Genomic DNA, 17738 nt, shown 5'->3' with positions numbered 1-17738 from the left:
CTTTTGGCCTCAGTTGGCCTGCCCCGCTGCGGCGAGGTGCATCGACTGGCGCAGGAAGGCATCCGCGCGCCGCAGCATGTCCGCCCGGATCTCGCCGCTAGGCAACTGATGATCGAGATTCGGGTAGATCACGACGCTGCTCTGCTTGCCCGCAGCGCGCAGGCGATCGTTCATCAGGCGGGATTCGCCGACGCCGACATTCTGGTCCGTCGTGCCATGGAACAGGATCACCGGCGCCTTGAACATCGCCGCGTGCCGCGCCGGCGATCCATCGGTGATCGCGGCGCCCGATCCGATGAAGTCGCTCACCAGATTGTGATTGGTGAAGCCCAGCGACTCGCTCCTGAGAACATCGAGGTCGGTCACCGGCGCGATCGCGACTACGGCCTTGAACAGATCCGGATCGAGAACATTGGACTGGAGGGCCGCATAGCCGCCGTAAGACCAGCCGACGATCGCAAGCTTATCCGGCGCGGCAATGCCCTGCGCGACCAGCCAGCGCCCGGCATCGGTGACGTCGCCGATCGCGGTGCGCCAGCTCTTGAAGCCGTTCTGGAGCATCCAGTCATCGCCATAGCCGGTTGATCCCCGGAATTCGGGTTGCAACACCGCATAACCTTGATGCGCGAAGAACTGCACAAGCCAGTCGAAGCCCCAATTGTCATGCGAGGCGGGACCGCCATGCGGCATCACGATCGCCGGCAATCCCTTTTTCGGACCCGATGGCGGCAACGTCAGATAGGCCGGGATCACGGTGCCATCCGCCGCCTTGAAGGTCACGGGAGTCATCGTCGCCAGCGGTACATTCTCCAACTGCGGGCGCACCAGCGCGATCTCATTGAGATGCTTGGTCGTCTTGTCGAACACATAATAGCGGCCGGGATCGGTGTCGCTGCCTGCCGACAACAGAAGCTTGGTCTCGTCCGCGCTGCTGCCGACGAATTCGATCTGTGGGAGATTGGGCAGAGCCTTGGAAAGCGCCCCGGCCAGTTTCTGATATTCCGGATCAAAATAGGCGACGCTGCCCTGATCGGTGGTGGTCGCCGCGCCGATCAGGCGCGCCTGCCGACCGAGCCGGAGCACATCGTCCACATCCGCCTTGGGATCGGCATAGATCAGTTCCGTCTTCATCGATCCGTCGAGCGCAACCCGATACAGCTTGTCACGCCCATCCCTGTCATCGAGGCAATAGACCGTATCACTGGCATAATCGACGGAAAGCGGGCGCAGGCCGTGGCCGTCCGCCTTCACATCGGAAAAGCCTTCCCAGTTCCGGCTACCGCGGCGCCGGTAAAACCATTTGCGCACGCCCGACAGATTGCCGCCGCTGCTGAGGGCCTCCGTGGCCATCAGGCGCACCGCGCCCTTGCCATCGCCGATATAAGCAATGGCGCTGGGGTTCGCCGCCTCCACCTTGGTCGCCGCAAGACTGTGCGTGTCGACCATATCTACGCCAAGGCCATCCGCGGTATTGGCGAGGCGGGTGCCGGTCGTCTGTTCCGGCACATGATCGCGCGCCATCAGCAACTTGCCGTTGCGACCCTCGTTCCAGTCGATCACATCGGCGCTAAATTGGCTGATCCGCAGCGCATCGTTCATACTGCCCTGCTGGGATAGCAGCTTGCTGTTCTTGCCATCCACATCGATGGCCATCAGCCGCTGGAAGCCGACCAATTCGGCATTGACCACATCGGAACCGGTAACGTCGCAGACGATCCGGCTGTCATCCGCCCAATCGCACCAGCGCAGCGTCATCGGCGTGCCGTCCGATTGCAGGATCTGGGTGGGAGGCCTGCCGCCCGCGGACGAGGCGACCATCAGCTGGGTTCCCGATCGCTGGTTGGATGTCAGGAAAAGAACCTTGCTGCCATCGGGCGACAGGCTGGCGCCCCAGATCGTTTCCCGCGAACCGAACAGATCCGCCGCGTCCCCCGTCAACGTGGCGGACAGCGTGACCTTCTGCGTCGGCACTGGCGGCCCGCCCCATGCCCCGCACGCGAAGACGCCCCAGCCCGCGCCCGCCAGCAACGCCAGCCGGCACACACGCCCATATTTCCCCATTTTGTAACGCCCCTGAATTATCCCCCGATCAGCTTGTTCCGTAAAGTCGGGCCAGCGGCAAGATGCGTTGCACCGAACCGCCAACGCTGCCATGCGCTTGGCCCGCGATCACGAACCCGCCACAATGAAGAGGTTGCCATGCCCGTCCGCCAGCCCGCCGAATGGGCCCCCCACGACGCCGTCTGGATCGGCTTTCCGAGCCATCCCGATCTGTGGCTCGACGATCTCGACGCCGCGCGCGACGAGGTGGTGGCGTTCGCCCGTGCGGTGTGGGCCGATGGCAAGGGCGAGCGCCCGATCCTGGTCTGTGCCGACGAGGCTTCGGGCGAAGCCGCGCTCGACTTGGCCGGTGATGTCGCCGCCGTGCTGGTGCGCCCGTTCGGCGACGTCTGGCTGCGCGATACCGGCCCGATCATGCTGAGCGACGGCACCGCCCGCGATTTCCGCTTCAACTATTGGGGCAACAAGTACGAACTCCCCGGCGACGAGGAGATTGGCGGCCTGCTCGCGGCCAGCCGCGACCTCGCCGTCACGCCGTGCGACTGGGTGTTCGAGGGCGGCGCGCTGGACGTCGACGGCACCGGCCTCGCCGTCACCACCGAGCAATGCCTGCTCAACCCCAACCGCAACCCGGACCTGATCCGCGCCGAGATCGAGGCGCGGCTGTCGCGCGACCTCGGCGTCGATCGGGTGCTGTGGCTGGGCGACGGCCTCGGCCACGACCATACCGACGGCCATGTCGACAATCTCGCCCGCTTCGTCGGCCCCAACCGGCTGGCGCTGCCGGTGGCGAGCGGCGCGGACGATCCCAACGCCGCCGTCTATGCCGATGCCAAGGCGCGCGCCGAGGCGTTCGGGGTCGAGATCGTCGCCATCCCCTCGCCCGGCCTGGTCGAGCGCGACGGCGAGATCGTGCCGGCCTCCTACATGAACTTCTACATCGGCAATGCCGCGGTGGTGGTGCCGGTCTATGGCTCGCCCCACGACGAAGCCGGCGTCGCCGCGATCCAGGCCCTGTTCCCCGATCGCGTCGCGGTCGGCGTGCGCGCCGATCACCTGCTCACCGGCGGCGGCAGCCTGCACTGCATCTCGCAGCAGATCCTACGGGTCTGAACCCGGCCGATGCTGGCCTTCTGGATCAGGGCGCTGCTCTCGGGGATCATGATCGCCGCCGTCTCGACGGTGGCGCGGCGCTATCCGGCGGGCGGCGCGCTGATCGCCTCGCTGCCTTTGGTCTCGGTGCTGGGCATGATCTGGCTGTGGCACGATCGGCCGGACAGCGAGAATATGGCCGCCCATGCCGAGGCGACCTTCTGGTATGTGCTGCCGTCGCTGCCGATGTTCCTGCTGATCCCGGCGCTGCTGCGGCGGGGCATGGATTTCTGGGCGGCGCTGCTCGCCGGTTGCGTGCTGACGATCCTCGCCTATCTCCTCACCACCCTGATCGCCGCCCGCTTCGGCGTGCGCCTGTAGAGAGCCCCTTCGATGACCCAGATCACCGTCGCCGCCATGCAGCTCGCCTTCTCGGACGACGAGCAGGCCAATATCGCCGCCGTGTCCGAGCTGGTGCGCGAGGCCGCCGCCAAGGGCGCACAGGTGATCCTGCCGCCCGAATTGTTCGAGGGGCCCTATTTCTGCCAGACCGAGGACGAGGGCTATTTCGTCCACGCCCGCCCCACCGCCAGCCATCCGGCGGTGCTGGCGATGCAGGCGCTCGCCGCCGAGCTGAACGTCGCGATCCCGACCAGCTTCTTCGAGGCGGACGGCCCGCATCACTACAACACGCTGGCGATGATCGGGCCGGACGGCACGATCCGCGGCACCTACCGCAAGAGCCACATTCCCGATGGCCCGGGCTATGAGGAGAAATTCTACTTCCGCCCCGGCAACACCGGCTTCAAGGTGTGGCCGGACGTCGCCCCCGCCACGCTCGGCGTCGGCGTCTGCTGGGATCAATGGTATCCCGAGACGGCGCGCGCGATGATGCTGATGGGCGCGGACGTGCTGTTCTACCCGACCGCGATCGGCACCGAGCCGCACGACCCCTCGCTCGACACCTCGCGGCTGTGGCGCCGGGCGATGGTCGGCCATGCCGTCTCCAACGTGGTGCCGGTGGTGGCGTCGAACCGGATCGGCAACGAGAATGGCCAGATCTTCTACGGCCACAGCTTCATCTGCGACGAGCGCGGCGACATGCTGGCCGAGTTCGGCGCGGAGGAGACCGGCGTGCTGGTCGCCACCGTCGACATCGCCCAGGTCAAGCGCCACCGCGCCGCCTTCGGCTTCTTCCGCGATCGCCGGCCGGATCTTTATGGGCGGCTGGCCCAGGATATCTGAGGACGTCTGATTGGGCGTGGATGGGTGGGATGCCGCCGCTCTTCCATCGTCATCCCGGACCTGATCCGGGATCCAGAACCGCCATCGCCCGAGGCTCTGGATCCTGACTTTCGTCAGGATGACGGGAAGTGGTGGACTGCGGTCATTGGCGCGAGCCCTCTCCCGCTTTTGCGGGAGAGGGTTGGGTGAGGGTCTTCTTCTGCGAGGCAACGACGGCTATCGCCCCAGTAGCTGACGTTAACGCAGCTTGCAGAGGTTCACCGTTGCCGCCGTTCCCTTTCCCATTATAGCGTCCGGTCATGCTACGGTATGAACCTATAGAGACGGGATTGCCCGTCAAGGCGAGCTTGAGCGACCTCGCTGCCTTTCATTGGGAAACCAACAGCATGAAAGCGGATTTCATCATTCCGAACGATGATAGCCGATTATTGCGGGTCGAGTTCGACAACCAGACGATCGTCCGCATCCTCGATGAAATGCCACTGAGCACTGAGGATGATGGCCCATGGGTAGGTCTCATTCCTGAGCACTTTGCCTATCGCGTTGACGGTTCCGCATTTCTCGCAATTCAGTCGCAGGCATGGAGGGAGGTGGTTGGAAATCCGTCCCACTACAGGTTCATAACGGGCTGGGCTTGCCTCGATGTCATTTCGTCAGCGTCGCCGAAGTTCGATCTGATCGATCGTCCTATTGGAAGCTGACCGGCAGCGGTTGCTGGCATCTGCTCGAAAGCCGCCTGTCGCTTTTCCACCAGAAGAAGACCCTCACCCAACCCTCTCCCACGAAAGCGGGAGCGGGCTTCACGCCGCGGCAGCGTTTGGGGCGATAGCCGTCGTTGCCTCGCAGAAGAAGACCCTCACCCAACCCTCTCCCGCGAAAGCGGGAGAGGGCTTCACGCGACGGCAGCGTTTGGGGCGGGAGCCGTCATTCCATTCTCCGTCATCCCGGACTTGGTCCGGGATCCCGCCTCTTCCGTGTCCCGCCGAAAACCAAGGAGTTGGACCCCGGATCAAGTCCGGGGTGACGAGATATGGCGAAGGGGCGCCTCTTGGGGCGACCCCTGTCCCTGCCATTGCGTCGCCTCCGCGAAGGGAGGAGTCCATCGCCCGACCGCGCCCGCCGGATCAATCCTTCCGTCGGCTTCCCAATGCGCGGCGCACGCCCCAGACGATGCCGCCCAGCGCCACGATCCCGAGCAGGAGGATGCCGCCGGCCGAGGCCGCCGCATAGAGCGCCGCCATGATCAGGATACGCATGAAATCCGCGATCGCCAGCGTCAGATGGACCAAGACGCTCCCTTCTCGAAACCCTACAGGCCGATGCCCTTCTCCCGCAGCGGCACCGCGAGCGCAACTACCGCCCCGAACATGGCGCCAGTGTGGCGGCGCATGTCGGGCTCATATCCGGACGATCGCAAGCCTCGATCGGCGTTCGCTGCCTCACGCCGGGCACGCCCGATTGGACAGCGCCGCCCGCCAATGCAATGACGGTGTGCACGATCACGAGCATATTCGACAATCGACCATGGGAGCAGCGCCTTGGCTTCGTCAGACAATGGATCGGCTGCGATGGCCCACACCGCCATCCCCCCGCATCTCAGAGCCTTTCCGAACGGCTGGGAGGCCCATAAGGACCGTCACTGCATCTGGATCGTGACGCCGGACGGCTATGACCATAGCCATGCCTTCGACGAGGTCGCGCTGGCGATGCAGGGCGCGTTCGAGGCGCTCGGCGGCTCCGCCCCGATCGTCACCGACGGGCGGGCCTTCGCCGGGCGTGCGCCGATCATCTACGGCGCCAACCTGCTGCCCGCCGACATCGCCCAATATCTGCCGCCCGACAGTGTCGTCATCAATCTCGAGCAGGTGTCGGACGACAGCGCCTGGATGAACTCGCGCTATGCCGCGGTGCTGCGCGATCTGCCGGTGCTCGATTACAGCCCGCGCAACCGCGACAATCTCGCGGCGCGCGGGGTCGGCCATGCCGGCCTGCTGGAGATCGGCTACAGCCCGGTGCTGACCCGCATCCGCCCCGCCCCGGTGCAGGACATCGACGTGCTGTTCTACGGCTCCACCAACGAGCGCCGCGCCGAGATCCTGCGCGGGCTGCTCGGGGCGGGACTGACGCTGGTCAATCTGTTCAACGTCTATGGCGAGAAGCGGGACGCGGCGATCGCGCGCGCCAAGATCGTCCTCAACCTCCATTATTATGCCAGCAACATCTTCGAGATTGTCCGCATCTCCTACCTCCTGTCCAACCGCGTCTGCGTGCTGACCGAAGGCGACGCGACCGACCCGGCGGTGCAGCCCTATCTCGGCGGGCTGGCGATCGCGCCCTATGACCGGCTGGTCGAACGGGCGCAGACCCTCGTCGCCGATGCCGGGGAACGCGCGCGGATCGCGGAGGCCGGCTTCGCGGCGATCACCCGGCGATCCCAGGCCGAGATGCTGATGGCGCTGATCAAGGCGAACGACGCCGGCGGGTGATCGGCCGGATCAGGCGGCGTCGGCGCCCGTCCGCCGAAACGCCGCCCCGCTCTCCCGCAATTCCACCGCGCGCGCGAAGATCGCCTCGAACATCGCGGCGGTGAGGCGCCCGGTATTCTGGTTGTAGCGGGAGCAGTGATAGCTATCGAGCAGGATCGGCCCGGTGTGCAGCCGATGCTCGGCGCCATGGCCGAAGGGCAGCTTGGGCAGCTTGCCGCCGAGCGCCTTCACCGCCGACTGGTGGGCGATCTGGCCGAGCGCCACCACCACCCGCAGGTTGGGCATGGAGCGCAGCATGGTTTCGAGGAAGGGCCGGCAGGTGCGGATCTCCTCCGGGGTCGGCCGGTTCTGCGGCGGCACGCAGCGCACCGCGTTGACGATGATCGCGCCGTTCAGCCGCAGGCCGTCGTCGGGCCGGTTGGCGAACACGCCTTCGGACAGGCCGGCCGTCGCCAGCGCCCCGTAGAGCAGGGTGCCGGCGCCATCGCCGGTGAACGGCCGGCCGGTGCGATGGGCGCCGTGCAGGCCCGGCGCGAGGCCGACGATCGCCAGCCACGCCTCGGGATCGCCAAAGGACGGCACCGGCGCGTTGAACCAGTCGGGCTGCGCCAGCTGCTGCTCGTGGCGGAAATCGGCGAGGCGGGGGCACAGCGCGCAGTCGGCCGGCGGTTCGGCCGGACGATCGAGGGTTTCAACGGTCATCGCGGCGCGATAGGCGCTCCCGCATGGGATCGGCAAGCTATGTCATCGGATTGGGCTCCAACCGCCCGCATGGCCGCCATGGCCGGCCGGAGGCGGTGCTGCGCGCGGCGATCGCAGCGATGGCCGACCACGGCCTCGCCGTCCGTGCGGTGAGCGCCACCCGGCGCACCCGCGCGATGGGGCCGAGCGATCGGGACTATGCCAATGCCGCCGTGCGGGTGGCGAGCGATCTTCCGCCCGCGGCCCTGCTCGTGCTGCTCAAGCGGATCGAGCGGGATTTCGGGCGCCGCCCGTCGCGCCGCTGGGGGGCGCGCGTGCTCGATCTCGACATCCTCGCCTGGTCCGGCGGCCGCTATCGCGCGCGGACTCTCCAGATCCCTCACGCCGCGCTCACCGCCCGCGCCTTCGCGCTCGGCCCGGCCGCCGAGGTGGCGCCCGGCTGGCGCCATCCGGGGCGGCATCGCACGCTGCGCCAGCTCGATCATCGCCTCCACAGGCGGCAGGCGGTTGACCTCGGGCCGGCGGCTCAATAGGGACGCCGCACGACGGCGCGGCCGGGTCCATAGCTCAGTTGGTAGAGCAACGGACTTTTAATCTGTAGGTCATGGGTTCGAGTCCCATTGGACCCACCATCCGCGCCGTCGTATCCTCTCCAAAATTTCATGTCGGCGCCGCGGCTCGTTGCGAGCCCGGATCGGCCTTGTTTCGGGCCAGCAACGAGGCCGGCGGCGGCGCTGCCGCGCAGACGGGATGGAACCGCCCGCGCCGAACCGGGTTGGGCTAGCTGCGAGACTGTTCACTCGCCGACCAACGGTTGGAGGAACGACCAAATGAAGATGATCCTTTTCGCGTCCGCACTGGCGCTCAGCACCGCCGCGATGGCGCAGGACACGACCGCCCCCGCGACGCCGCCCGCCGACGCGACGGCACCGGCGACCCCCGACGCCGCAGCGGCACCGGCCGCCCCCGATGCAACGGCGCCGGCGGCCGACGCAAGCGCCGCCGCGCCCGCGGCCGACGACAGCAACCTGCCGACCTGCTCGAAGACGGTTACCGACAAGTGCCAGCAGGGTGGCAAGGCCACCGCGCACAAGCACTGGAAGAAAAAGAAGTAATTCCCGGTTGGAGAGGAGGCCGGGCGGCATCGTACCGCCCGGCCCACCTCGCCGCGGCTCATCGGCCGCCGATTATTCCGCCGCCTGGGCCTGCACCGGCTCTTTCCACACCAGCACCGGCTTCCTGGCAGCCGCCGTCTCGTCGAGCCGGCGGCGCGGTGCGTGGATCGGCGCCGCCTTCAGCGCGGCGTCGCCGGCCTTGGCCCGCTCCGCCACCGAACGCAGCGCGCCGATGAACTGGTCGAGCGCCGCCTTGCTCTCGGTCTCGGTCGGCTCGATCAGCATCGCGCCGTGGACGACGAGCGGGAAATACATCGTCATCGGGTGGAAGCCCTCGTCGATCAGCCCCTTGGCGACGTCGAGCGTCGAGAAGCCGTCGGCGAAGCCCTCGTCCGAGAAAATCGCCTCGTGCATGCAAGGCCCGGACGCCGCGAACGGCGCCTCCAGCGTGTTTTCCAGCGAACGCAGAATGTAATTGGCCGACAGCACCGCATCTTCGGACACCTGCTTCAGCCCGTCCGCGCCATGGCTGAGCATATAGGCGGCGGCACGCACGAACATCCCCATCTGGCCGTGGAAGGCGACCATCCGGCCGAAGGCGTCGCTATGGCCTTCTTCGGCGACAGTCTCTTCCTCGACCAGCACATAGCGATCGCCGTGCCGTTCCACGAAGGGCAGCGGCGCGAAGGGCGCCAGTGCTTCCGAGAACACCACCGGCCCCGAACCCGGCCCGCCGCCGCCATGCGGGGTGGAGAAGGTCTTGTGGAGGTTGATGTGCATCGCATCGACGCCGAGATCGCCCGGGCGGACCTTGCCGACGATCGCGTTGAAGTTGGCGCCGTCGCAATAGAGATAGGCGCCGACCGCATGGACCGCCTCGCCGATCGCGATCATGTCCGGCTCGAACAGCCCGCAGGTGTTCGGGTTGGTGATCATCACGCCGGCGACGTCCGGGCCGAGCTTGGCCTTGAGCGCCTCGACATCGACGCGGCCGGCGGCAGTCGCCGGGATGCTCTCCACCGCATAGCCGGCGAAGGCCGCGGTGGCGGGGTTGGTGCCGTGCGCGCTCTCGGGGACGAGGATGGTCTTGCGGGCGTCGCCCTTCGCCTCGTGCGCGGCGCGGATCGCCAGCAGGCCGCACAGCTCGCCATGGGCGCCGGCCTTGGGGCTCATCGCGATGCCGGGCATCCCGGTCAGCGTCTTGAGCCAGGTCGCGACCAGATCGATCAGCGCGAGCGCGCCCTGGGTGCCGTCGACCGGGGTCAGCGGATGGAGATCGGCGAAGCCGGGCAGCCGCGCCATCTTCTCGTTGAGCCGCGGATTATGCTTCATCGTGCAGGAGCCGAGCGGGAACAGCCCGAGGTCGATCGCGTAATTCTGCCGGCTGAGGCGGGTATAATGGCGCACCGCCTCGGGCTCGGACAGGCCCGGCAGGCCGATCGGCTTGTGGCGCTCCAGCCCGGCGAGGCGGCTCGCCACCTGGGGCGGCGTCGGCAGATCGACGCCGGTGCGCGCGGCATCGCCGATCTCGAACAGCAGCGGCTCCTCGAGCATGAGGGCCTTATTGCCCGTATATGTGGCAGGCGCCGCACTAGCGCCCGACTGCGGCGCTTCCGGACGCCATCCCGACTGATTGATCGTGCTCATGCCAGCGCCTCCTCGAGCGCGTCCGCCAAGGCGGCCACATCCTCTGCCGTCGTCGTCTCGGTCACCGCGACGACCAGCCCCTTCTCCAGCGCCGCGACGCCCGGATAGAGCCGGCCGAGCGACACCCCGCCGAGCACGCCGTTGCGCGCCATCGCCTGCACCACCGGACGGGCCGGCTTGGACAGCGTCAGGGTGAATTCGTTGAAGAAGGCGCCGTCCATCACCTCGACACCGGGCACCTTGGCGAGCCGATCGGCCGCCTCCACCGCCAGCGCATGGTTGAGCGTCGCGAGATCGCGCAGCCCCTTCTCGCCGAGCAGCGTCATGTGGACGGTGAAGGCGAGCGCGCACAGGCCCGAATTGGTGCAGATGTTCGAGGTCGCCTTCTCGCGGCGGATATGCTGCTCGCGGGTGGAAAGGGTCAGCACGAAGCCGCGCTGGCCATCGGCGTCCACGGTCTCGCCGGCGAGGCGGCCGGGCATCTGGCGGACATACTTTTCGGCGCAGGCGAACAGGCCCACATAGGGGCCGCCGAAGTTCAGGCCGACGCCGAGCGACTGGCCCTCGCCCACCACGATGTCCGCGCCCATCTCGCCCGGCGACCTGATCAGCCCGAGCGACACCGGCTCGGTGACCACCACGATCAGCAGCGCGCCCTTGGCATGGCAGGCCGCCGCCAGTTCGGACAGATCGGCGACGCGGCCGAGGATGCCGGGATTCTGGACGACGACGCAGCTCGTCTCGCTATCGATCGCCGCGATCAGCCGCGCCATCTCCTGCTCGGCCGTGCCGTCGAGGCTGGGCAGTGCGGTTTCCAGCACGTCGCCGGTGAACTTGGCCATCGTCGTGCAGACCGAGACATAATGCGGGTGCAGCCCGCCCGAGAGGATCGCCTTGCCGCGCCGGGTGATCCGCCGCGCCATCACGATCGCCTCCCAGCAGGCGGTCGAGCCGTCATACATCGAGGCGTTGGCGACCTCGCAGCCGAACAGCCGCGCGACCTGGGTCTGGAACTCGAACAGCGCCTGCAGCGTGCCCTGCGCGATCTCGGGCTGATAGGGCGTGTAGCTGGTCAGGAACTCGCCGCGCTGGATGATGTGATCGACGCTCGCCGGCACATGATGGCGATAGGCGCCGGCACCGAGGAAGAACGGCTGGTCGCCGGCGGCCTGGTTCATCCGGGCGAGCTTGGTCAGCTGCCGCTCGACCGCCTGTTCGGAGGCGTGCATCGGCAGGTCCGCGATCGGGCCGGAGAGGCGCGCGGCGGCAGGCACGTCGACGAACAGATCATCGACCGCACCGGCGCCGATCACGCCGAGCATCGCCTGGCGGTCTTCAGGCTGGAGGGGTAGGTAACGCATCAGGCGGGCTTCCTCATCGAAAAGCGGAGGCGGACATAATCGGCGAGCCAGCTCCCGTCGGGCTGGCGGAAAACGGGTTCGAGGCGGTCCTGCACCGCCGCCGCGACATCGGCCTGCTCGGCACCGGGCACGCCCGCGCGATCGAGGAAACCCGTGCGGAAGGTGCGGAGCCAGCCGGCGATGCCTGCGGGCAGCAATGTCGGGCGCGGGATCAGGCTTGCCTCGATATCGGTGAAGCCGGCATCCTCGTAGACGGTGACGAACTCGTCCGGCGCGGCATACCATTGCGGATCGCCGCCGGGCATCGCGTAGCCGCGCGCCGCCAGTTCGGCATGGAGCGCGGCGCGCAGCGTGGCGATATTGCCCTGCCCGCCCATCTCGCCGACGAAACGGCCCCCCGGCTTGAGCGCGGCGAACACCCCCCGCGCCACCGCGCCGGGATCGAGCATCCAGTGCAGCGCCGCGTTGGAGAAGACCGCATCGAACTCCGGCCCGAACTCCAGCGCCTGCCCATCCATGACATGCGCATCGAGCCCGCGCTTGCGCGCCGCCGCGACCATGTCGGCCGCCGCATCGACGCCGACCACGATCGCGCCGGTGGCGGCGATCGCCTCGGTCAGCACGCCGTCGCCGCAGCCGAGATCGAGGATCTGCTCCCCCTGCCGAGGGGCCAGCAGATCGACCACGGGCAGGCCGAGCGCCGGCACGAAAGCGGCGTTCTTCGCATAATCCGCTGGATCCCAGCGGGACGTGGCATTGACCGACACGATCTCATCTCCCCGTTCGTCCCGAGCTTTTCGAAGCCCGTGCGGCAGGCGCCGCGCTTGAGGCACGCACTTCGACAAGCTCCGTGCGAACGGCTTCACGACATCAGAGGCCCTCGACGAACGCCTTGTAGCCGGCATCGTCCATCAGCCCGTCGAGCTCGGACGGATCGGACAAGGTGAGCGTGAAGAACCAGCCGTCGCTCTCGGGCGCGGTGTTGACCAGCGAGGGATCGTCGGCGAGCGCCGCATTGCCCGCGATCACTTCACCGGAGACCGGCGCATAGACGTCGGACGCGGCCTTCACCGATTCCACGACGGCGGCTTCCTTGCCCTTCTCGACCTTGGTGCCGGCGGTCGGCACTTCGGCGAAGACGATGTCGCCGAGCTGGGCCTGGGCATAATCGGTGATGCCGACGGTGGCGGTGGTGCCATCGACGCTGATCCACTCATGATCCTTGGAGAAATAGGTCTGGGTCACGGTTCAGGCTCCCTTGCGATGATAGCGGTGGGGGACGAGCGGCATCGCGGTGACGATGCCGGTAAAGCTCTTGCCGCGCTGCTCCAACGTGATGCTGGTGCCCGGCACGGCGGATGCGGCGGGGACATAGGCCATGGCGATCGGCTTGCCGAGCGAGGGCGAATGGCCGCCCGAGGTGACGCGACCGGCTTCCTGGCCCGCGCCGTCCAGCACGGTGGCGCCCTCGCGAACCGGCTGGCGGCCGTCCACGATCAGCGCCACGCGCTTGAGCGCCGGCCCCTGCTCGCGCTCCTGCATGATGCGGGCATGACCGGGGAAACCGCCCTCCTCGCGGCGGCGCTTGGACAGCGCGAAGCCGAGATCGGCGGCGACCGGGGTGGTCTCCTCATCGAGATCATGGCCGTAGAGCGGCAACCCCGCCTCCAGCCGCAGCGAGTCGCGCGCGCCGAGGCCGATCGGCTTGACCTCCGGCTGGGCGCAGAGCGCATCGGCGAGGGCCGTGACATCCTCGGCCGGCACCGAAATCTCGAAGCCGTCCTCGCCGGTATAGCCCGAGCGGCTGACCCAGCAGTCGATCCCGGCGATGGTGAAGGCGCCCGCGGTCATGAAAGTCAGCGCCGCGACGCCCGGCGCGAGGCGGGCAAGCGCGGTGACCGCCTCCGGCCCCTGCAAGGCCAGCAGCGCCTGTTCGTCGAGATGCGACATGGTGATCTCGTCGGGCAGATATTCGCGCAGATGGGCGATATCGTCCCACTTGGTCGCGCCGTTGACGACCATGTAGATGCCGCCCGGCGCATCGAAGAGGCTTTCGGCCGGCAGCCGGGTGAGCATCAGATCGTCCAGGATGCCGCCATTGTCGGCGAGCAGCAGCGAGTAACGCTGGCGGCCCTCGCCCAGCCCTTTCACATCGGCGGGCAGCAGCGCCTCCAGCCCCTCGGCGACGCCCTCTCCGGTGAACAGCAGCTGGCCCATATGGCTGACGTCGAACAACCCGGCATGATCGCGCACCCACAGATGCTCGGCCATGATGCCCTCATATTGGATCGGCATGAGATAGCCGGCGAACTCGACCATGCGGCCGCCCTTCGCACGGTGCCACGCGTCGAGCGGCAGCGCGGCGGGGCCTGCCTCGATATCGTCGATGTCGGTGTCAGCGGCGTCGGTCGCCAGAGGTGCGTCGGTCATCTAGGGACTCCGTGCCGGGGTGACGAGTGGCCGGGAGCGAGAATCGCCCCTGACATGCTCGCCCCCTCTGTCACGGAACCTGAGAGCTTTCACGGCATCTGGCGATACCGCTTACCCCTTCGGTGGGGCGGCCAGCCGATTATCTCGGCCGCTCGCCCGCTTTCCAGAGTGCCCTGTTCTGCCCGCGCGGTCCCGAGGCCTGAGAGATTCCGGGGCGGTTGCTCCTTCGGCGGCGACACCCCTTGCGCGATGCCACGCTCTCCCGCGCGTGCAGCCGACGGTCGCCCGCCGGAAGCCCGTCCCGAGTGGCCGCTCGGCCACTCGGAGTCAATCGTCGATCAACGGCCCATCATCAACGGGTCGCGTTGTACGCCAGCTGCTCCTGGGTGAGCTGGAAGCCGACCAGCAGCTCGAAGCTCGCCTTGGCCAGCGCCGCGCGCACCGAAGGATCGGTCATCGGGTCGACCGTGGCGTCGGCGTCGTCGGCGTTGCGCTTGCGAATCAGGCGGTTGCGGATGTTCTCCGGCAGCGTCGCCTCGGCGCGGCTGACGGTGGCGCCGGCCTGGCCGGTGGCCGTCGCCAGCAGCTTGCCGTCATCGAAATGCACCGTGATCCGGCTGACCGACTTGGAGACGACGGCGGTGCCGCCATGCATCACCACCGCGAAATAGGGCAGCACGACATCGCGCGCGCCATGCGGATCGTTGCGGCGCGCGTCGATCCGGAAGGTCGCGGTGCTGGACAGCGTCGGCGATTCGGCAGCCTCGTTCTTGTTCGGCTTCTTGCCATTATCCTCGGCATCGTCGCAGTGGGCGACGACGTCGGTCAACACCGCCACCACGTCGATCGCGCGGGAATCGCGACTTTCGGGCGGATTGAACAGGGTCACGTCGCCGGTCTGCGCCGGAACGCCCACAGCCGGGCAGCTGGTGCGCTTCACCTCCTGGCCGATCGAACCGCCGATCGTGGTGATGTCGCCCTTCTGAGCGCAGCCCGCGAGGACCAGCGGAGCAAGCAGGAGGGCGAACGGCAGGCGCTTGGTCATCGACAAGGGGGCATGTCCTGGAAAAGGTCTGGGAAGCGCGCGGATCATAGGAACCGCCTTCCGCGCAAGCAAGCAATCGCGTAAAGCCTTCCGAACATGGCCCAGACAGACCTCGAAACGCCTGTGACCACCGAATCCGGGCTCCCGCCGCTCGATCTGCTGATCGCGGCCCCGCGCGGCTTCTGCGCAGGAGTCGATCGCGCGATCCGCATCGTCGAACTGGCGATCGAGAAATATGGCGCGCCGGTCTATGTCCGCCACGAGATCGTCCACAACCGCTTCGTGGTGGACGAGCTGCGCCAGAAGGGCGCGGTGTTCGTCGAGGAGCTGGACGAGGTGCCGGACGATGCGCCGGTGGTCTTCTCGGCCCATGGCGTGCCCAAGGCGGTGCCGTTCAAGGCCTCCGAGCGCGGGCTGACCTGGCTCGACGCGACCTGCCCGCTGGTCTCCAAGGTCCATCGCCAGGCCGAGCGCCTGTCCGAACAGGGCCGGCACATCCTGTTCATCGGCCATCAGGGCCACCCCGAGGTGATCGGCACGCTCGGCCAGCTGCCCGACGGCGCGATGACATTGGTCGAGACCATCGCCGACGTCGCCACGCTGGTCGTCGCCGATCCCGACAATCTCGCCTTCCTCACCCAGACCACGCTCTCGGTGGACGACACCGCCGGCATGGTGGAGGCGCTGAGGGCGCGCTTCCCGAACATCCAGATGCCGCGCGGCGAGGATATCTGCTACGCCACCTCGAACCGGCAGGCGGCGGTCAAGCGGATCGCCCACCAGTGCGACGCGATGCTGGTGATCGGCGCACCCAACTCCTCCAATTCGGTGCGCCTGGTCGAAGTCGCCGAGCGCGAGGGCACGCGGGCGATCCTGGTCCAGCGCGGCGAGTGCATCGATTTCGACTGGCTGGACGGGGTGAAGACCCTCGGCATCACCGCCGGCGCCTCGGCGCCCGAGATCCTGGTGCGCGAGGTGGTCGATCGGCTCGCCACCCGCTATACGATCCGCGAGCGCGAGGTGGAAGCCGTCGCCGAGCGCATGATCTTCAAGCTGCCGCGCGGCCTCGCCGCCTGAGCGCGGCCTTTCCGGGATAAGCGAAATGGCGGTCTATACGCATGTCCCGGCCGAGGAGATGGCCGCGCTGCTGGCGCGCTATGGCCTGGGCGGCCTGCGCTCTGCCAAGGGCATCGCCGGGGGCGTGGAGAACAGCAATTATCTGGTCGAGGCGGAGGGCGGCCGCTTCATCCTGACGCTGTATGAAAAGCGGGTCGATGCCGGCGACCTGCCCTTCTTCCTGGCGCTGCTCGACCATCTCGCCGATCGCGGCCTGCCGGTGCCGCGCGCGCTGAGGGACCGGGACGGCGTGCAGGTGCAGACCGTCGCCGGCCGCCCGGCCTGCCTGATCGAGTTCCTCGAAGGCGTCTCGCTCTCGCACCCGACGCCTGCTCAGGCGCGCGCGACCGGCGAGGCCTTGGGCCGGATGCACGCGGCGCTCGCCGATTTCACGCCCGAGCGGCCGAACAGCCTCGGCCTTGTCGGCTGGGCCGCGCTGGCCGCGCGCTGCGGCGCCGCGGTGGACACGATCGCCCCCGGCCTGTCGGCGCGCATCGCCGAGGAGATCGCCTTCCTCGATGCCCATTGGCCGACCGACCTGCCGCGCGCGGTGATCCACGCCGATCTCTTCCCCGACAATGTGCTGATGCTCGGCGATGCCGTGACCGGGGTGATCGACTTCTATTTCGCCTGCACCGAGACCCGCGCCTGGGATCTCGCCGTCACCCACAGCGCCTGGGCCTTCTCCGGCGACGGCGCCGATTATCGCGCCGAGATCGGCGACGCGCTGCTCGCCGGCTATGAGGCGACCTTCGGGCTCTCCGATGCCGAACGCGCGGCGCTGCCGGTGCTGGCGCGCGGATCGGCGCTGCGCTTCACCTTGACCCGCGCCTGGGACTGGCTGAACACGCCGGCCGACGCGATGGTGACGCGCAAGGATCCGCTCGCCTATCTGCGCCGCCTCGATTTCTATGCCGCCCATCCGGAGTGCTTCCCCGCGTGACCGACAACCTGCCCCCTGAAGAACTTCCCCCTGGAGAACTCCCCCTGGTCGCGATCTTCACCGACGGCGCCTGCAAGGGCAATCCCGGCCCCGGCGGCTGGGGCGCGCTGCTGCGCATGGGCGGCACCGAGAAGGAGTTGAGCGGCGGCGAGGCGCAGACCACCAACAACCGCATGGAGCTGATGGCGGCGATCAAGGGGCTGGAGGCGCTCAAGCGCCCGTGCCGGGTGACGCTGACCACCGACAGCCGCTATGTGATGGATGGCCTGACCAAATGGATCAAGGGCTGGCTGAAGAATGGCTGGAAGACCGCCGATCGCAAGCCGGTCAAGAATGCCGATCTCTGGCAGGCGCTGCTCGCCGCCGCAGCACCCCACCGGATCGACTGGAAATGGGTGAAGGGCCATGCCGGCCACAGCGAGAATGAACGGGTCGACCAGCTCGCCAGCGCCGAGGCGCTGAAATTCGGCGCGCTGCGGCGGGCCGGATAGGCAG

At 68.0% G+C, this 17738-nt stretch carries 19 protein-coding genes, 1 tRNA gene and 2 riboswitches; of the genes, 11 read left to right on the top strand and 9 right to left on the bottom strand.

The window, feature by feature from the left end:
* Window positions 1-9: 9 nt before the first annotated feature.
* A complete protein-coding gene (locus tag PBT88_RS05145) occupies window positions 10-2061 on the bottom strand; it encodes a S9 family peptidase (protein ID WP_270078148.1) in 2052 nt (683 codons plus the stop codon).
* Window positions 2062-2199: 138 nt separating this feature from the next.
* Here PBT88_RS05145 and PBT88_RS05140 point away from each other — a divergent pair, with 138 nt between their 5' ends.
* From PBT88_RS05140 to PBT88_RS05125, 4 genes are all read left to right on the top strand, one after another.
* Entirely contained in the window at window positions 2200-3174 is a 975-nt protein-coding gene (locus PBT88_RS05140; protein WP_270078147.1) for an agmatine deiminase family protein, read from the top strand.
* A gap of 9 nt (window positions 3175-3183) precedes the next feature.
* Window positions 3184-3534, top strand: coding sequence for a DUF3147 family protein (locus PBT88_RS05135; protein WP_270078146.1), 351 nt, complete (start codon window positions 3184-3186; stop codon window positions 3532-3534).
* Window positions 3535-3546: 12 nt separating this feature from the next.
* On the top strand, window positions 3547-4398 hold the full coding sequence (gene aguB / locus PBT88_RS05130) for an N-carbamoylputrescine amidase (RefSeq protein ID WP_270078145.1): 852 nt from the start codon (window positions 3547-3549) through the stop codon (window positions 4396-4398).
* A 347-nt stretch (window positions 4399-4745) separates the two neighbouring features.
* Window positions 4746-5099 (top strand): hypothetical protein, encoded by a 354-nt coding sequence (locus tag PBT88_RS05125; protein ID WP_270078144.1) that lies wholly within the window; start codon window positions 4746-4748, stop codon window positions 5097-5099.
* A gap of 423 nt (window positions 5100-5522) precedes the next feature.
* Here PBT88_RS05125 and PBT88_RS05120 read toward each other — a convergent pair whose 3' ends face one another.
* Window positions 5523-5654, bottom strand: a complete 132-nt coding sequence (locus PBT88_RS05120; protein WP_270078143.1) for a hypothetical protein — start codon at window positions 5652-5654, stop codon at window positions 5523-5525.
* A gap of 312 nt (window positions 5655-5966) precedes the next feature.
* Here PBT88_RS05120 and PBT88_RS05115 point away from each other — a divergent pair, with 312 nt between their 5' ends.
* Window positions 5967-6884 carry a CgeB family protein gene (locus PBT88_RS05115; protein WP_270078142.1) on the top strand — a complete coding sequence of 306 codons (918 nt, stop codon included), beginning with the start codon at window positions 5967-5969 and terminating at the stop codon, window positions 6882-6884.
* Between the two features lie 9 nt (window positions 6885-6893).
* On the opposite strand, the gene PBT88_RS05110 is transcribed toward PBT88_RS05115, so the two are convergent.
* Window positions 6894-7586 (bottom strand): uracil-DNA glycosylase, encoded by a 693-nt coding sequence (locus PBT88_RS05110; protein WP_270078141.1) that lies wholly within the window; start codon window positions 7584-7586, stop codon window positions 6894-6896.
* A 23-nt stretch (window positions 7587-7609) separates the two neighbouring features.
* Between PBT88_RS05110 and folK the strand changes: the two genes are divergently transcribed.
* The 3 genes from folK (at window position 7610) to PBT88_RS05095 (ending at window position 8701) form a co-directional block, all read left to right on the top strand.
* Window positions 7610-8119, top strand: coding sequence for a 2-amino-4-hydroxy-6-hydroxymethyldihydropteridine diphosphokinase (folK, locus tag PBT88_RS05105; protein ID WP_270078140.1), 510 nt, complete (start codon window positions 7610-7612; stop codon window positions 8117-8119).
* Between the two features lie 23 nt (window positions 8120-8142).
* Window positions 8143-8218, top strand: a tRNA-Lys gene (locus PBT88_RS05100).
* 198 nt (window positions 8219-8416) lie between these two features.
* Window positions 8417-8701 carry a hypothetical protein gene (locus tag PBT88_RS05095; protein ID WP_270078139.1) on the top strand — a complete coding sequence of 95 codons (285 nt, stop codon included), beginning with the start codon at window positions 8417-8419 and terminating at the stop codon, window positions 8699-8701.
* 72 nt (window positions 8702-8773) lie between these two features.
* On the opposite strand, the gene gcvPB is transcribed toward PBT88_RS05095, so the two are convergent.
* The 6 genes from gcvPB to PBT88_RS05065 all read right to left on the bottom strand — a co-directional run bounded on the left by gcvPB (window position 8774) and on the right by PBT88_RS05065 (window position 15184).
* Window positions 8774-10348 (bottom strand): aminomethyl-transferring glycine dehydrogenase subunit GcvPB, encoded by a 1575-nt coding sequence (gene gcvPB / locus PBT88_RS05090; protein WP_270078138.1) that lies wholly within the window; start codon window positions 10346-10348, stop codon window positions 8774-8776.
* Window positions 10345-11709 carry an aminomethyl-transferring glycine dehydrogenase subunit GcvPA gene (gene gcvPA, locus PBT88_RS05085; protein WP_270078137.1) on the bottom strand — a complete coding sequence of 455 codons (1365 nt, stop codon included), beginning with the start codon at window positions 11707-11709 and terminating at the stop codon, window positions 10345-10347. Before gcvPA ends, gcvPB begins: the two co-directional genes overlap by 4 nt.
* Window positions 11709-12476: a class I SAM-dependent methyltransferase gene (locus PBT88_RS05080; protein ID WP_270078136.1), complete on the bottom strand. Its 768-nt coding sequence runs from the start codon at window positions 12474-12476 to the stop codon at window positions 11709-11711. Before PBT88_RS05080 ends, gcvPA begins: the two co-directional genes overlap by 1 nt.
* Window positions 12477-12579: 103 nt before the next feature.
* Window positions 12580-12954, bottom strand: coding sequence for a glycine cleavage system protein GcvH (gcvH, locus tag PBT88_RS05075; RefSeq protein ID WP_270078135.1), 375 nt, complete (start codon window positions 12952-12954; stop codon window positions 12580-12582).
* A 3-nt stretch (window positions 12955-12957) separates the two neighbouring features.
* Window positions 12958-14139, bottom strand: coding sequence for a glycine cleavage system aminomethyltransferase GcvT (gene gcvT / locus PBT88_RS05070; RefSeq protein WP_270078134.1), 1182 nt, complete (start codon window positions 14137-14139; stop codon window positions 12958-12960).
* Between the two features lie 57 nt (window positions 14140-14196).
* A riboswitch (glycine riboswitch) is annotated at window positions 14197-14316 on the bottom strand.
* Window positions 14317-14414: riboswitch (glycine riboswitch) on the bottom strand.
* A 77-nt stretch (window positions 14415-14491) separates the two neighbouring features.
* Window positions 14492-15184, bottom strand: coding sequence for a hypothetical protein (locus tag PBT88_RS05065; RefSeq protein WP_270078133.1), 693 nt, complete (start codon window positions 15182-15184; stop codon window positions 14492-14494).
* Between the two features lie 96 nt (window positions 15185-15280).
* Here PBT88_RS05065 and ispH point away from each other — a divergent pair, with 96 nt between their 5' ends.
* From ispH to rnhA, 3 genes are read left to right on the top strand one after another with little or no spacing between them, the layout of a single operon-like run.
* A complete protein-coding gene (gene ispH / locus PBT88_RS05060; protein WP_407696517.1) occupies window positions 15281-16261 on the top strand; it encodes a 4-hydroxy-3-methylbut-2-enyl diphosphate reductase in 981 nt (326 codons plus the stop codon).
* A gap of 25 nt (window positions 16262-16286) precedes the next feature.
* Window positions 16287-17243 carry a homoserine kinase gene (gene thrB, locus PBT88_RS05055; protein WP_270078131.1) on the top strand — a complete coding sequence of 319 codons (957 nt, stop codon included), beginning with the start codon at window positions 16287-16289 and terminating at the stop codon, window positions 17241-17243.
* Window positions 17240-17734, top strand: a complete 495-nt coding sequence (gene rnhA, locus PBT88_RS05050) for a ribonuclease HI (protein ID WP_407696516.1) — start codon at window positions 17240-17242, stop codon at window positions 17732-17734. Before thrB ends, rnhA begins: the two co-directional genes overlap by 4 nt.
* The last annotated feature ends 4 nt before the right edge of the window (window positions 17735-17738 follow it).

It is taken from the genome of Sphingomonas abietis (genome assembly GCF_027625475.1).
In the GTDB taxonomy this organism is placed as follows: Bacteria; Pseudomonadota; Alphaproteobacteria; order Sphingomonadales; family Sphingomonadaceae; genus Solisphingomonas; species Solisphingomonas abietis.
Note: the sequence above shows the minus strand (reverse complement) of the source record. Positions and strands in the feature narration are given on the sequence as shown.

Excerpts from the sequence above, each read along its gene's own strand:
- ispH (WP_407696517.1), top strand. The coding sequence starts at position 15,281 with ATGGCCCAGACAGACCTCGAAACGCCTGTGACCACCGAATCCGGGCTC.
- PBT88_RS05135 (WP_270078146.1), top strand. The coding sequence starts at position 3,184 with ATGCTGGCCTTCTGGATCAGGGCGCTGCTCTCGGGGATCATGATCGCC.
- PBT88_RS05115 (WP_270078142.1), top strand. The coding sequence starts at position 5,967 with ATGGCCCACACCGCCATCCCCCCGCATCTCAGAGCCTTTCCGAACGGC.
- gcvPB (WP_270078138.1), bottom strand. The coding sequence starts at position 10,348 with ATGAGCACGATCAATCAGTCGGGATGGCGTCCGGAAGCGCCGCAGTCG.
- folK (WP_270078140.1), top strand. The coding sequence starts at position 7,610 with ATGGGATCGGCAAGCTATGTCATCGGATTGGGCTCCAACCGCCCGCAT.
- gcvT (WP_270078134.1), bottom strand. The coding sequence starts at position 14,139 with ATGACCGACGCACCTCTGGCGACCGACGCCGCTGACACCGACATCGAC.
- PBT88_RS05110 (WP_270078141.1), bottom strand. The coding sequence starts at position 7,586 with ATGACCGTTGAAACCCTCGATCGTCCGGCCGAACCGCCGGCCGACTGC.
- PBT88_RS05065 (WP_270078133.1), bottom strand. The coding sequence starts at position 15,184 with ATGACCAAGCGCCTGCCGTTCGCCCTCCTGCTTGCTCCGCTGGTCCTC.
- gcvPA (WP_270078137.1), bottom strand. The coding sequence starts at position 11,709 with ATGCGTTACCTACCCCTCCAGCCTGAAGACCGCCAGGCGATGCTCGGC.
- PBT88_RS05145 (WP_270078148.1), bottom strand. The coding sequence starts at position 2,061 with ATGGGGAAATATGGGCGTGTGTGCCGGCTGGCGTTGCTGGCGGGCGCG.
- PBT88_RS05095 (WP_270078139.1), top strand. The coding sequence starts at position 8,417 with ATGAAGATGATCCTTTTCGCGTCCGCACTGGCGCTCAGCACCGCCGCG.
- PBT88_RS05120 (WP_270078143.1), bottom strand. The coding sequence starts at position 5,654 with ATGCGTATCCTGATCATGGCGGCGCTCTATGCGGCGGCCTCGGCCGGC.
- thrB (WP_270078131.1), top strand. The coding sequence starts at position 16,287 with ATGGCGGTCTATACGCATGTCCCGGCCGAGGAGATGGCCGCGCTGCTG.
- PBT88_RS05140 (WP_270078147.1), top strand. The coding sequence starts at position 2,200 with ATGCCCGTCCGCCAGCCCGCCGAATGGGCCCCCCACGACGCCGTCTGG.
- aguB (WP_270078145.1), top strand. The coding sequence starts at position 3,547 with ATGACCCAGATCACCGTCGCCGCCATGCAGCTCGCCTTCTCGGACGAC.